Annotated in this window: 8 protein-coding genes; 5 read left to right on the plus strand and 3 right to left on the minus strand. The window is 74.6% G+C overall.

From position 1 onward, the window contains the following. Window positions 1-14 precede the first annotated feature (14 nt). Window positions 15-440, minus strand: coding sequence for an EVE domain-containing protein (locus WME96_RS17655; RefSeq protein ID WP_437291282.1), 426 nt, complete (start codon window positions 438-440; stop codon window positions 15-17). Between the two features lie 105 nt (window positions 441-545). Continuing rightward, window positions 546-1,043, minus strand: coding sequence for a L,D-transpeptidase family protein (locus WME96_RS17660; RefSeq protein WP_437291283.1), 498 nt, complete (start codon window positions 1,041-1,043; stop codon window positions 546-548). Window positions 1,044-1,393: 350 nt separating this feature from the next. Here WME96_RS17660 and WME96_RS17665 point away from each other — a divergent pair, with 350 nt between their 5' ends. Next, a complete protein-coding gene (locus WME96_RS17665; RefSeq protein ID WP_437291284.1) occupies window positions 1,394-2,512 on the plus strand; it encodes an RNA polymerase sigma factor in 1,119 nt (372 codons plus the stop codon). Window positions 2,513-2,718: 206 nt separating this feature from the next. Next, on the plus strand, window positions 2,719-3,738 hold the full coding sequence (locus WME96_RS17670) for an OmpA family protein (protein WP_437291285.1): 1,020 nt from the start codon (window positions 2,719-2,721) through the stop codon (window positions 3,736-3,738). A 117-nt stretch (window positions 3,739-3,855) separates the two neighbouring features. Here the strand turns inward: WME96_RS17670 and WME96_RS17675 are convergent, their stop codons facing one another. Further along, a complete protein-coding gene (locus WME96_RS17675) occupies window positions 3,856-8,442 on the minus strand; it encodes a hypothetical protein (protein ID WP_437291286.1) in 4,587 nt (1,528 codons plus the stop codon). A gap of 73 nt (window positions 8,443-8,515) precedes the next feature. On the opposite strand from WME96_RS17675, the gene WME96_RS17680 reads away from it, so the two are divergent. The 3 genes from WME96_RS17680 (at window position 8,516) to WME96_RS17690 (ending at window position 14,720) form a co-directional block, all read left to right on the plus strand. Continuing rightward, window positions 8,516-10,906 (plus strand): peptide ABC transporter substrate-binding protein, encoded by a 2,391-nt coding sequence (locus tag WME96_RS17680; RefSeq protein WP_437291287.1) that lies wholly within the window; start codon window positions 8,516-8,518, stop codon window positions 10,904-10,906. A gap of 266 nt (window positions 10,907-11,172) precedes the next feature. Further along, window positions 11,173-12,189: a UDP-glucose 4-epimerase GalE gene (gene galE, locus WME96_RS17685; protein ID WP_437291288.1), complete on the plus strand. Its 1,017-nt coding sequence runs from the start codon at window positions 11,173-11,175 to the stop codon at window positions 12,187-12,189. Between the two features lie 191 nt (window positions 12,190-12,380). Beyond that, on the plus strand, window positions 12,381-14,720 hold the full coding sequence (locus WME96_RS17690; protein ID WP_437291289.1) for a peptide ABC transporter substrate-binding protein: 2,340 nt from the start codon (window positions 12,381-12,383) through the stop codon (window positions 14,718-14,720). The last annotated feature ends 21 nt before the right edge of the window (window positions 14,721-14,741 follow it).

Below are 14,741 nucleotides of genomic sequence, written 5' to 3' on the forward strand. Positions count from 1 at the left end.
CCCGGGTCCCCGCGTCAAGCGATCTTGGTCTTGCCCAGCTTCAGCACGCGATCGAAGTGCTCCTTCGAGAGCGGCACGACGCTGAGGCGGGACCGCTTCAGCAGCGCGATCTCGGCGAGCGGCTCGTCGCCGCGGATCGTGTCGAGCGTCACCTGGACCTTCAGCGGCGCGACCGGCTCGATGTCCACGACGCTCCAGTCCTCCTCCGCGTCGGCCGTCGGATCCGGGTACGCCTCGCGCTTGACGCGCGCCACGCCCGCGACCGCCATGCCCTCGTTCGAGTGATAGAAGAGCACGAGGTCGCCCTCCTTCATGGCCCGCATGTTGTTACGGGCCTCGAAGTTCCGGACGCCGTCCCACATCGTCTGGCCGTCGCGCACGAGCTGCGCGAACGAATATTTCTGAGGCTCGCTCTTCATCAGCCAGTAACGGCGAGACATGCACGATCTCCCGGGAAGGCATGAGGGCGCCGCCGGTCGGGCCGTCGCGCTCCCATCCTCGACGGACAGCCCGTCGATTTGACCGGCTACCCTAGCACCGCCCGTTCAATCGGTGATCACGATCTTGGCGCCGTCCGGCGTTCGCCGCGCGACCTCGTCAATCTCGTCGTCATCAAGCGCGATGCACCCGAGCGTCCAGTCGGTGTCCTTGTGCACGCCGGCGCGCAGTGCACCGCCACCGCCGCCGACGCCGTGGATGCCGATGCTGTGCCCGACGCCGCGCCCGGGCGGGACCTCGCCGCGGCGCCTGAGCTCGGCGAAGCGCCGCCGGTCCTCGTCGTTCGGGTAGCTCACGACAAGGAACTGATGAAACAGGCCCTTGATGCGGCCGGCGACGCGGTACGTGCCGACCGGCGTCCGTCGATCGCCCTCGTAGCGCTTCGGCCCCGGCCCGCCCGGCCCGAGCGCGACCCGGTAGGACCGGACGACCTCGCCGTTCGCGACGAGATCGAGGGTGTGCTCGCTCTTGTCGATCCGGATCTCGGTGACCCGCGGCAAGGGGGCGCCGGGCGCGGGCGCGGCGGCGGCCGGAGCGCCTCGCATGGGCGCGGCAGCGCCGGCGGTCGGGGCGGCGGGGGTCGGCGCAGCGGCGGGCGGAGCGCCTGCCGTGGGCGCAACGGCGGCCGGTGCGTCGGGCACGGGCGCGGCGGGCCGCGCTCGCGCCGGGGCGGCGGCCAGGGCGCGCTCCGGGCCGGCTGTCAGGGACGGGGCCGTGAGGGCGAGGGGAGCGGCGAGCGACGCCGCGGCGAGCACTGCGGGGAGCCTGAGGACCATGCCCGATCGGTCGGCGCGCCCCCGCAGAGTGTGACGCCCGAGCGGGGGCTGCCGTATTCTCGATCGGGCGCGTCACACTCCGCCGCGGCGGCGCGATGCAGAGGTCGATGAGCACGCCGATGACGACCGAGCACCGCACCCCCGCGCCGAACCCCCTCGCCGACCCAGGGACCCGCCGAGCCCTCGAGGAGTTCGTGCGCCGGCGCGTGCCCGGCGGCGAGGTCGACGACGTGGTGCAGACCGTCCTCTGCGACGCGCTCGCCTCGCCCGCGCGCCCGGCCGATCCAGCCGAGCTCCGGCGATGGCTGCTCGGCATCGCGCGCCACAAGGTGGCCGACCACCACCGGCGCGCGTCGCGGGAGACCGCCGCCGAGCTGCCCGACCTGCCGGTCGGACCGCCGCCCGTCGAGGCGCGCGAGCTGGCGCGCTGGGCAGAAGAGCAGGCCGCCGCGAACCGCGACGCGCAGCAGACGCTCTCGTGGATGGCCCGCGAAGGCGAAGGCGAGAAGCTCGAGAGCATCGCCGCCGACGAGCAGGTGCCCGCCGCCCGGGTGCGGCAGCGCGTGTCGCGCATGCGGCGGTGGATGCGGGAGCGCTGGCTCGCGGAGCTCGCCGCGGTCGCGGCGCTGGCGCTGCTCGCGATCGTCGTCGTCCGGCTCCTGCGGTCGGCGAAGGACCTGCCCGAGGTCGCGCCCCTGCCCGAGCCGCCGCCGCGCGAGGCGCCGCTCGATCCGCTGGACCGCGCGCGCTCTCTCCGGGCCGAGGCGCTGCGCGCCTGCGACGAGGCGGCGTGGCGCCGGTGCCTCGATCAGCTCGACGAGGCGGACCGGCTCGACCCGGCGGGCCGCGGCGCGCCCGACATCGCCGCGGCGCGCGAGCGCGCGCTCGACGCGCTCCGCGCGCCGACGCCCACCCCGCCGACGCCCACCACGAAGAGCGCTCCGCCGCCGGCGCCCACCACGAAGAGCGCTCCGCCGCTGGCGCCCACCACGAAGAGCGCTCCGCCGCCGGCGCCCACCACGAAGAGCGCTCCGCCGCTGGCGCCCACCACGAAGAGCGCTCCGCCGCCGGCGCCGATCCCCACCCCGAGCACGGCCGGGCCCGCGGAGACGCGGTTCCAGCCGAAGAAGCCGATGCCGTCTGGCCTGAAGTCCATGCCGTCTGACCTGGACCTGAAGGACATGAAGAAGAAGAGCGGTGCGCCCAGGAAAGTGGATCTCTCGCCCGAGAGCCGCTAGGGGCGCGCGGGGAAAGCAAGCGACGCGCCCGAGCGGGTCGATCTCGATGGCTCGTCAGCGGCATTGTCAGCGCCTGTGCGACGTCTGACCCGCTGCCGAGGAGCAGGAGCGCGCGCCGTGCGATTACATCTCGCAGTTTCCGGCGTAGTCGTCTAAACACGCAGCCGCTCGGCGCAATCAAGGACGCCAAGGAAGGAGCCCAGGAGATGCGAACCACGAGATGGCTTGGACTGGCATTCGCAGCATCGCTGCTCGCCGCGAACGCCGGCTGCGCGAAAGAGCCCCAGGTGCAGCCCGCAGCGCCGGCGCCCCCGCCGCCGGCGCCCCCGCCGGCGCCCCCGCCGCCGCCCCCCGACGCGGACGCGGACGGCGTGATCGACGACGGCAGTGACAAGTGCGTCGCCGAGAAGGAGGACGGCCTGCCGCCCGACCCGAAGGACGGCTGCAAGTCGAACGACCCGGACGGAGACGGCATCGTGGCCGAGGCCGACAAGTGCCCGAGCGAGGCTGAGGTCAAGAACAATTATAAGGACGATGACGGGTGTCCCGACGTCCCCAGGGTCGCTCTCACCGACAACGAGGTGAAGCTCAACGAGAAGATCGCCTTCGCCGCCGGGAAGGCCGATATCGAGCCCGCCTCGCAGGAGCTCCTCGCGGACATCGCCCGGGTCATCAAGGAGAATCCGCAGGTCCAGTTCGTCGAGGTCGCGGCGTACTCCGAGAAGGTCGGTAGCGACGCCGCCACCGTGGCGCTCACGAAGAAGCGCGCCGACGCGGTGGTGAAGGCGCTCGTCGCGCTTGGCGTCGAGAAGAACCGGATGCGGCCCGCCGGCTACGGGGCGCATTGCGCGTCCGACGCGGGTGAGACCGAGGAGGCGAAGGAGAAGAACCGCCGGGTCGAGATCAAGATCATGCGGCTCGATGGCAAGGACACCGGCGTCGAGCTCGCGTGCGCCGCGGCCGCCACCAAGGGCCTCAAGCCGGCCGGCGTGCCCGCCACGGCGCCGAAGACCGCCGCGAAGGCCTCCGACGCGAAGCCGGTGGAGGCGAAGCCGGTCGACCTGAAGCCGGCGGACACCAAGCCCGCCGCCGCCAAGCCGGCGGACGCCAAGCCCGCCGACGCGAAGCCCGCGGACGCGAAGCCGGCCGCCGCCGCCACGAAGCCGGCGGACGCGAAGCCGGCGGACACCAAGCCGGCCGAGACGAAGCCCGCCAGCGTGAAGTAGCCCGCAGGCGAGCCCGCCGGCGCGACGTGGCCGGCGGGCAAACCCGCTCGCGTGACATGGCCTGGGCCGAAGGGGAGCGCGGGCAGGTCCAGCAGCCTGGCCCACGCTGTCCTGATCCTACCCGCGCGCGGCGGCGAGCAGGCGCTCCAGCGCCTCCTTCGCGCTCTTCCGGCGCTGCGCCTCGGGCAGCGCGCCCGCGCGCAGGCGCTGGATCTCGGCGCACAGCGCGGCGCGATCGCCGGCGGGAGGCTGCCCGCAGAGCCGCTCGCGCGCGCCGTCGACGCGCGCGTCGCCCGGCGCCGGGTCGCCCGCGAGCGCGGCCGCGGCGGCCTCGATGAGGAGCGCGGTGGCCGCCGCGTCGTCGCTCTCTCCCAGCCAGCGGACGACGAAGTCAGGTTGCCGCGCGAGCCTCGAGAGGACGTCCCAGCGCTGCGCGCGCACCGCGAGCTCCGTCGCGAAGAGCACGACCTTCAGGTTGCGGCCGAGGTCCGGGAGGACGCGCGTCTCGCCGTCGAGCGCCATCACGTCGTCGACGACGCTCCCGTCGAGCGCCGCCGCCGCGCAGCGCACAGCGACGCTGAGCAGGTCCGCGCGCAGCGCCGGGCCGAGCGACGGCGCGCGGCCGAGCGCGCGCGCGGCCTCGAGGACGAGCGGGCCGCAGTGCCCCTCGCGCCGCTGCCGCGCGAGCATCACGCCGGCGTCGTAGAGGCGGCCGCTCCGGCGCAGGGCCTCCACGGCGGCCGTGAACGCGTCGGGGTCGTACGTCCCGCGCTCCGCCGCCGTGAGGAAGCCGTCGAGGCTGCGCAGGACCGGGCACGCCGCCGCGCTGCCGGCGCGCCGGAGGTGCGGGAGCTTGCCGAGCACGTCCGCGATGCGCAGCGACAGCGCGAGCGGGTAGGCGTCGCAGCCGGGCTCCTCGTAGCCGCCGAGCTCGACCCGCGCCTCGGTGCACGCGAGCGGGCCGGCGACGGCGGCGAGCGAGCGCGCGGTCCTCGCGACGAGCGGCCCGAGGCCCTCGATCGCGGCGAGCCCCGCCGGGAGCGGGTCGAGCAGCGCCGCGACCGCCGCGTCGTCGGCGTCGGGCGGCAGGAGGCCGCGGACGAGCGTCCACAGGTCGCCGGCCAGGAAGGGGTGCCCGGCCTCGGCCGCGAGCTGGGCGTCGATCGCGAGCAGCGCGCGCGCGTCCTTCCCCCAGGCGAGCGGCTGGTCCGAGCGCAGCGCGCGGGGCCCGAGCCGCAGGCCGAACGAGAGCGCGGCGATCGCCCGGCGCGCCGCCGCGGCGCCGCGCTCGGCGTCGCCGTCGAGGAAGTGGTAGGCGGCCGCGAGGGACGCGGCGCTGACGTAGGCGCGCGCCGCGTCCTCGTCGCTCCGGGGCGAGCCCTCGGGCGCGAGCGCCGCGGTGAGCGCGCCCTCGGGCTCGCCGCGGGTGCGGAGGCCCAGCCCGAGCTGGAAGCCGGTCGATCCCTCGAGGATCCCGGCGCCGTACGAGACGTCGAAGCTGAGCGAGAAGACGCGGGTCGCGGTCTTCTCCTCGTAGCGGTACGTCATGCGCGGCACGCGCAGGCCGCGCGCGTCGGCGTCCGCGAGGACGCGGTCGAGCGCGGCGCGGGCCTCGGCGCGGCGGCCGCCGGCGAAGTCGCGCGCGGCGCCCACGATCGCGAGCACGTCCCCCGCGTCCGCCGTCTGGCAGGCGTCGTCGGACGCCTCGCGCATCGCGTCCGCGTAGGCCGACGGGTCGGGGGCGATGCCGTGGTGACGGGCCTTCGCGATCTCGCTCAGGTACGAGAGCGCCCACGCGACCCGGCTGCCGCGCTCGTTCGCGAGCGCGACGGCCTCCGGCGACGGCGGCGCGCCCAGCACGGCCGCGCCGAGGAGCGAGGTGAGCAGCCCGAGGTCGGCCTGGTCGCGCATGCCGAGGGCGGAGAACGCCCTGGCGTAGCCGACGAACAGGCCCCGGAGGTCGGCGTCCGCCCGGGCGGCGGGCACGGACGCGAGCGCGTCGAGGAGGGCGGCCCCGGCCGGGCTCGGCGCCGCCTCGGGGCGCGCCGCGCCGCCGCGGAGCGCGGCGGAGAGCCCGCGGAGCACGCGGCCGAGCGGGGCGCCGCTCTGCTGCGCGAAGCGCTCGGCGGTGGGGGACTCGAAGACCGCGCGGGCGAGCGCGTAGCCGCCGGCGAGCGCGTCGGAGAGATCGCGGTCGGCCCAGCCGGCGAGGCCCGCAGCCACGGCGGCCTCGGCGTCCGCGGTCGGGACGGTGAAGCGCACGCGGGGCTCTGGCGCGCGGGCGCCCGCCGTCGACGTCGGACGGGGCGGCGCCGCGAGCAGGTCCATCGCGTCGGAGAGGAGCGTCACGAGCAGCCGCGCCCGCCGCGCCCACGCCCCGTCGCCCTGCTTGAACCGCGGCGCGAGCAGGATCCGCCCGCGGACGTCGCCGAGCCGCGCGAGCGCGCGGCGCGCCTCGGGGCTCGGCCCGCGCCCCGCAGCGGCGCAGGTGCCCCTCCCGGGCGGCGGCCTGCGCGAGCGCTCGGTGAGGAGCACGGCGAGCACGCCGTCGGCCAGCGCCGTGACGTCCTCCACGAGCGCGGGCGGCGGGGCTTCCGGGGCGCCCGCCGCGACGGCGGCGCCGCGGGGCGCGGTGGCCTGGCCGTCGGGCGCCGCGGCGTGGCCTCCGGATGCGCCGGCGCCGCCCTCGGATGCCGCGGCGTGGCCTTCGGATGCGCCGCTGCCGCCCTCGGGCGCCGCGAGCCCCGCGACGGCGCGCCGGAGCGCGTCGCGCGCCGCGCGGCGCTCCGGAGGGAGCCGGGCCGGGTCGACCGCGCGCGGATCGAGCGCGCCGGCGGCGCCGAGCGCGGCGTAGCGCGAGAGGCTCGCGGCGACCGCCGCGAGGCCGGGGTGGGCGAGCGCCGGCCCGGGCGAGAGCGCGCGGCCGATCTGCGCCGACGAGAACGCGAGGTCGGGCGCCTGATCCGAGAGCGTCCGGTACAGCGCGTCGGCGGCGTAGAGGGCGGCGACGCCCCAGCCGGTCTGCGCGGTGAGGTCGCCGCGCAGCTTGGCGGTGAGCGCGCCCTGCAGGGCCAGGAAGTGCGCGGCCTGCACCTCGGGGGGGTACGACATCCCCGCGAAGACGCCGGCGAGCACGGCGCCGAGGACGGCCTCCGGGTCGCGCGCCTCGGCCATGCGGCGCTGCACGGCGACCTGCGTGAGGTCGACGATCGCGTCGCGGAGGCGCTCGTCCCCGAGCACCCCGGGGCTGTAGGCGAGGGGGATCTGCGCGAGCGCGCGGTAGCGGCGCGGCTCGGCCTCGGCGAGGGCGCGCAGCGCGGCGAGGTGCGCGAGGCCGAGCTCGGTGACGCGCTGGTGGACGGCGCTTCCCGCCTGGCCCGCGGCGGGCCAGCGGCCGCGCTCGTGGAGCAGGCTCGGCGCGTGGGCCCACGCGGTGCTCGTCCGATCGACCGCGCGGACGAGCGCCTCGTAGCGCGGCAGCCACGCCTCGAGCGGCAGCTTCCCGGCCGGCGCCGCCGCCGGGGCGCTCGCCGTGGCGCCGGTCGCCGCGCTCCCGGCCGCGAGCGCAGCGGCGGGCGCGGCGGGCGCGGCGGGCGCGGCGGCGGCGTCGCTCGGGGCGAGCGCGGCGGCGAGCTCCGCGGCGAAGAGGAGGTCGCGCGGGCCCTCCATGGGCGGCGCGATGCCACGGCCGCAGCCGCGGGCCTCCCCGAGCAGGTCGTCGAGCGCCGCGCGCCGGTCCGCGGGCACGCCCCGCAGCACCGCCGCGCCGCGGGCGCGCCACGCCGCGCGGCTGTCCCGGGCCGTGCGCACGCGGAGGAGGTCGCCGTACGGCGTGTCCCCGGCGGCGGGCGGAGAGCTCAGCCCGGAGGCCGAGGGCGCGGCGGTCGCGCCGGATTCGCTCGTCGCGCGGCGCTCGTCCTCGTCGTCGAGCGCGATCCCGGCCGTCCCGAGGAGCTGGAGCGCGTAGCGGCCGCGCAGCGCCGGCTCGTCGTCCGGGTCGCGCCCCTCCACGGCGGCCGCGATGGCGTCGGCCGCGCGCGCGGCCTCGACGTAGCGGAAGGCTCCGGCGGCGCTGAAGGCGCGGCGCACGAGCGCCGCGAGCGCGATGTCGTCCGCGACGCGCGCGAGCGACGCGTCGCCGCGGGCGACCGGCGCGACGCCGGCCATGAACGGCGCGAGCGGATCGCGCGGAAAGAGCTGGACCGCGCCGCCGCCGCCGGCGCGCGCGTGAACGAGGTGGTCGTACCCGAGGGCCTCGCCGAGCGCGAGGAGCAGCGCCTCGGTCCCGAGCGTCCCCGGCGGCGGCAGCGGCGCGGCGCGGATCCAGACGGCGTCCGCCGCGCCGCCGCGGCGCGCGCCGCCGGCGGCCTCCGCGCCCGCCTCCACGATGACCGCGGCGGCCGGCCTCGGCCCGCCGCGCCGGTCGAGGTCGCGGAGCAGGAGCGCCCACGGGTCGCCGGCGTCCCGGGAGGCGCGGGCCTCGACGTAGCCCAGGGCGAGCTCGCGCGGCGCGCGGCCTTCAACGACAGCCGCGGCGAGGGCGCGCTCGCACGGCTCGAGGTGCGCCGGATCGCAGCGCGACGCGCGCGCGTGCGCTGCCCCCGACGGACCAGCGCCGCCGCAGCCCGCGGCGAGGAGCCCGAGGAGGAGCGCCGAGCAGAGCGAGAGAGCGCGCGACGAGGAACCCACGCGATCGTGCAGCATGACGAGCGCGCGACCTACCACGAAGACGGCGGGCTGGCTTCCTGCCCCTCGGAGGCCGTGCTACCCCCGCCGTATGCGACGGGCTCCGGGGCGACGAGGTGCCGGTGGCGAGGGGGGCGGCGGGGGCGCCGGTTGCGTGGCGCGCGGCGCCGTCGCGGCGCTCGGCCTCGTGTCCCTCGCGCTCGCGGCGTGCAGCCAGGGCGACGAGGGCGGGTATGCCGGGACGACCGCGCGCGTCGGCAAGGACGCGACGACGATCTACATCAATAACGGCACGGAGCCGGAGTACGTCGATCCGGGAAAGTCGAACGACTCGGCGAGCTCCACGCTGATTCAGCAGCTCTTCGAGGGGCTGACCTCCTATGGCGCCGGCGACCTCCGCCCGGTGCAGGGCGTCGCGACGCGCTGGGAGCAGAGCGACGACAACCGGATCTTCCGGTTCCACCTGCGTCCCGAGGCGCGCTGGTCGGACGGCAAGCCGGTGACGGCGCACGACTTCGAGTACGCGTGGAAGCGCGTGCTGCGGCCGTCGACGGCCTCGCTCGCCGCGACGAACCTGTACGTCCTCAAGAACGGCGAGCTGTTCAGCCTCGGCAAGCTCAAGGCGCTGCGCGAGGCCGCGCCGCTCCGCGCCTCCCCGAGGGCCGACGCGCCGTCCGCGGTCGAGCTCCCCAGGGGGTCGTTCGTCGTGGTGCTGGCGCGCTCGCCCATCCAGGTGGACGCCGCGATCGCGCCGCTCCCGGCGCTGCCGGAGGGCGCCGCCACGGTGACGTTCACGAAGGGCGACGCGAAGGGCGGCACCGAGGACCGGCTCGTGCTCGACGCTGCCGCGCCGCTCGGCCCCGCGCCCGGCGGCGGCTGGCAGGGCGCCGTGGTCGACATCGTCCGCGCCGGCCCGCCGTGCCAGTGCAACGGCGCCGCCGACCGCTGGTTCGAGCTCGACCGGGGCGGCGCGCGCGGCTTCCTCCCGGGGTGCCTGCTCACGCCGGCCGCGGAGGGCGCGCGTCCGGGGGCCGAGACGTACGCGCTGGTCACGCCGCACGCGAGCCTGCCCACGTACGACGCCGCGGCGACCCCGGCGCCCGCGCAGGGCGAGCCGCCGGTGGGCTTCGTGCCCGACGCGCTGCTCGCGCAGGACGACAGCGCCGTCGGCGTCCGGGCCAGGGACGACCTCACCCTCGACGTCGAGCTCGAGCAGCCCACGCCCTACTTCACCGATCTCACGAGCTACGTGACGCTCTTCCCCGTGCGCAAGGACGTCATCGAGGCGTTCGAGCAGCGCGGCGATCCCGAGCTCTGGTTCCGCCCCGAGAACATCGTGGTCAACGGCCCCTACACGCTCGATGAGTGGAAGTTCCGTTACGAGATCACGATGAAGCGGAATCCCCACTACTGGGACCACGACAAGCTCAAGACCCACCGCGTCGTCTGGCTGGAGATCGAGCAGTACAACGCCGCGATGAACATCTACAAGGCGGGAGATCTCGACTACATGGGCGACAACGCGTCGCTCCCGTCCGAGCACGTGACGTGGCTCTCGACCAAGAAGGATTTCCATCGGTTCCACTACCTCTCCACGTACTGGTTCGAGTTCAACACGAGGAAGCCGCCGGTCGACGACGTCCGCGTCCGCTGGGCGCTGAACCTCGCTGTCGACAAGCACCAGCTCGTCGAGAAGGTCACGCGGGCGGGGCAGACGCCGGCCACGCACTACGTCCCTGACTACACCGGCTCCGGCTACGACGAGGCGGTGGCCGAGGAGAGGAAGCGCGGCGCCGATCCGTTCTCGTCTCCGGACGTCGTGTTCAACCCCGAGCGGGCCCGCGCGCTGCTCGCCGAGGCCGGCTACGAGGTCGTCCGCGAGGGCGACGGGTACCGGGCGAAGAACTTCCCGGCGCTCGAGATCCTCTACAACACGAGCGAGGGTCACAAGCAGGTCGCCGTCGCGGTCCAGGACATGTGGAGGCGTCACCTCGGGATCTCCGCCACGCTGCGGAACGAGGAGTGGAAGGTGATGCTCAAGAACGTGCGCGACGGCCATTTCCAGGTCGTGCGGTTCGGCTGGATCGGCGAGTACAACCATCCGGCGACGTGGCTCGGCACGCTCCTCTCGTACAGCCCGCAGAACCGGACGGGCTGGGCCGACAAGGAGTTCGACGACCTGATGCGCTCCGCCGCGGCGATCGCCGATCCCAAGGAGAGCATCCGGACGTTCCGCAAGGCGGAGAAGCGGGCGGTCGACGGCATGCCCAAGCTGCCGCTGTATTTCTACACGAAGTCGACGCTGGTGAAGCCCTGGGTCAAGGGGTTCATCGGCAACGCGCGGAGCGTGCAGCTCGTAAAATGGCTCTGGGTCGACCCGAGCTGGCGCGACAACCCGTCGAACGAGACCGCGTTTCCGCCGCTCGAGTTCCCGCCGCCGGGCCGGCTCGGCCCGGCCCCGGGCGAGGCGATCGCGCCCTGAGGGGGCCTGCGGGCGCGACGTCGCCTCGCGCTCCTCGCTCGTATGGAGCGTCTCCCGGGCCATCCTCGGGCGAGCCCCGAGGGGGATGCCGGCGTGTTCACGTACGCCTTCCTCCACGCCGTCGTCGGGCGATCGATGACGCGGAGAATCAGCAGATTTCCATGTCGTTCGGCCGCGCGTGCTGAGGAGAGGTCCCCATTGACGCGCTGGCCTGCGCCGTGGCCAACTTCCCGGGAGCGCATCACGGACGCTCTCGGGAGAACGACATGAGCAAGACGATCCTGGTCACCGGAGGCGCGGGCTACATCGGCTCGCACACATGCGTGGAGCTGCTCCGCGCGGGCTACCAGGTGGTCATCCTCGACAACCTCTGCAACAGCCGCAAGGCGGCCGTCGATCGGGTCGAGCGGATCGCCGGCAAGCAGGTGACGTTCGTCCAGGGCGACATCCGCGACGCGGCGCTGCTCGATCGGCTGCTCGCCCAGCACCCGGTCGACGCGACGATCCACTTCGCGGGGCTGAAGGCGGTCGGCGAGTCGGTCGAGAAGCCGCTCGCGTACTACGAGAACAACGTCGCCGGGACCGTGTGCCTGCTCAAGGCGCTCGACGCGCGGGGCTCGCGGAAGCTCGTGTTCAGCTCGTCGGCCACGGTGTACGGCGATCCGGAGCGGGTGCCGATCGACGAGGGGTGCCGCCTCGGGCCGGCGAACCCGTACGGGCAGTCGAAGCTCATGGTGGAGTACATCCTGCGCGACGTCGCGGCGACCGGCGGCTGGTCGCTCGCGTCGCTGCGCTACTTCAACCCGGTGGGCGCGCACGAGAGCGGGCTCATCGGCGAGGACCCGAGCGGCATCCCGAACAACCTGACGCCGTTCATCACGCAGGTGCTGGTGGGGCGGCGCGACAAGCTCCGCGTCTTCGGGGGCGACTGGCCGACGCCGGACGGCACCGGCGTGCGCGACTACATCCACGTGGTCGACCTCGCGCTCGGGCACCTGGCCGCGCTGAACCGCATCTTCTCGGTCGGCGACAGCTTCACGGTCAACCTCGGCACCGGCCGCGGCTACTCCGTGCTCGAGGTGGTGTCCGCGTTCGAGAAGGTCAGCGGCAAGCGGGTCCCCCACGAGATCGTCGCCCGGCGCCCCGGCGACGTCGCCTCCGTGTACGCGGATCCGGCGCGGGCGACGGAGCTGCTCAACTGGCGCGCCGAGCGCGACATCGAGACCATGTGCCGCGACAGCTGGCGCTGGCAGGAGCAGAATCCAAAGGGGTTTGCGGACTGACACACTCTCTCCGTGGCGCGTTCCTGGTTCCTTGATAGGAGAATTTGAACCACAGAGGCACAGAGGGCACAGAGGAGAGAGAAGAGAAAGAGAAAAGAATCTCTATCTCTTCTCTTCCCTCTGTGCCCTCTGTGCCTCTGTGGTTTTTCTCTCTCACGAAGCCAGGAATCGCCGGGGCCCGAGGATCAGCGATGACGTCGTTCGTTCTCTTCCTTGAGCCCCGTCGGCGCGTCGCCCTCCTCGGCGCGCTGCTCGCCCTCGCGCCGCTCGCGGCGTGCACCGGCGAGCGCGAGGACCACGTCGGGACGACGGCGCGCACCGGCAAGGACGTCACCACCTTCTACGTGAACAACGGCGCCGAGCCGGAGTTCCTCGATCCCGGCAAGGCCGTGGACTCCGTGAGCATCACGCTGCTCCAGCAGATGTTCGAGGGGCTGACCAGCTACGCCGCGGGCGATCTCCACCCGGTGCAGGGCGTCGCGACGCGGTGGGAGCAGAGCGACGACAACCGGTTTTTCCGGTTCCACCTGCGGCCGGAGGCGCGCTGGTCGGACGGCAAGCCGGTGACGGCGCACGATTTCGAGTACGCGTGGAAGCGCGTGCTGCGGCCGTCGACGGCCTCGCTCGCCGCGACGAACCTGCACGTGCTCAAGAACGGCGAGCTGTTCAACCTCGGCAAGCTCAAGGCGCTGCGCGAGGCCGCGACCTTGCGCAGCGCGCCGCGGCCCGACGCGCCGGCCGCGCTGTCCCTGCCGAAGGGCGCGTTCGTCGTCGTGCTCGGTCAGTCGCCCGCCCGCGTGACGTCGGCCGTGGCGCCCCTCGCGGCGCCGCCGCCCGGCGTCGCCTCGGTGACCTACAGCGAGCCCGACGACGAGAACACCGGCGCCGGCGAGCGGCTCGCCTTCGACGCGGCCGGCGCGACCCCGCCGCCCGCGCCGCGCGACGCCGACCCCGGCGGCGGGTGGCGCGGCGCCGAGGTCGCGCTCCTCGCGGCCGGCCCGCCGGTCACCTGCAACGGCGCGCCCGACCGCTGGTTCGAGGTCGAGGGCCCCCAGGGCCGCGGCTTCCTCCCGGGCTGCCTGCTCGCGCCGCCCGCGTCGCCGGACGCCGCCTACGCGCTCGTCGCGCCCCACGCGAGCCTCCCCACGTACGACCCCGCCGCGCCGCGGTCGGCGCCGCCGTCCGGCGCGGCGGCCGGGTTCATCGCGGCATCGGAGCTGGTCGAGGACGACACCGCCGTCGGCGTGCGGGCCCGGGACGATCGGACGCTCGACGTCGAGCTGGAGCAGCCCACGCCGTACTTCACCGACCTCACGAGCTTCGTCACCCTGTTCCCGGTGCGCCGCGATGTCGTCGAGCCCTTCGAGGCGCGCGGCGAGCCGGATCTCTGGTTCCGCGCCGAGAACATCGTGGTCAACGGGCCGTACCTGCTCGATGAGTGGAAGTTCCGTTACGAGATCACGATGAAGCGGAATCCGGCGTACTGGGGCCATGACGCGCTCAGGATCCACCGGATCGTCTGGATGGAGGTCGCCCAGCACAACGCCACCCTGCAGCTCTACAAGGCGGGGGATATCGACTACCTGGGCGACAACGCCGAGATTCCTTACGAGCACCTCGGCTGGCTGTCCGGGAAGAGGGATCTCCGGCGCAGCGAGTACCTCTCCACCGTGTATTACGAGCTCAACACGAGGAAGCCGCCGCTCGACGACGCGCGCGTCCGGTGGGCGCTGAACCTCGCGGTCGACAAGCGGCAGCTCGTCGAGAAGATCACGCGCGTGGGGAGGCCGGCGACCCACTACGTGCCCGACATCACCGGATCCGGCTACGCCGAGCAGGTGGCCGAGGAGAGGGAGCGCGGCGCGGATCCGTTCTCGAGCCCCGAGGTCGGCCACGACCCCGCGCGCGCCCGCGCGCTGCTCGCGGAGGCCGGCTACGAGGTCGTCCGCGAGGGAGACGAGCTCCGCGCCAGGGGCTTTCCGCCGCTCGAGGTCCTCTACAACACGGGAGAGGGGCACACGCAGGTCGCCGTCGCCATCCAGGACATGTGGAAGCGCCACCTCGGGATCTCCGCGACGCTGCGGAACGAGGAGTGGCGGGTGATGCTGAACAACCTGCGTGACGGCAACTTCCAGGTGATCCGCCTGGCCTGGTACGCCGATTACAACCATCCGCAGACGTGGCTCGGGACGTTCCTCTCGTACAGCCCGAACAACCGGAGCGGGTGGGCCGACGCGGAGTTCGACGAGGCGGTGCGCAGGGCCGCCGCCATCGCCGATCCGAGGGAGAGCATCCGGCTCTACCGGGCGGCCGAGCGGCGCGCGCTCGACGGGATGTGCAGGATCCCGCTGTATTTCGAGGAGAAGCCGACCCTGGTGAAGCCGTGGGTGAGGGGGTTCATCCCCAACGCGCGCAACACGCAGCTCGTCAAATGGCTCTGGATCGACCCCGACTGGCAGCACAGGCCAGCCGGGGAGCCGCCGCCGGCGCTGGAGCTGCCGCCGCCGGGGCGGCTCGGCGGGGGGCAGTGAGCGCCACATGATTGACCCGAT

It is taken from the genome of Sorangium sp. So ce406 (assembly GCF_051474675.1).
GTDB lineage: Bacteria > Myxococcota_A > Polyangia > Polyangiales > Polyangiaceae > Sorangium > Sorangium cellulosum_G.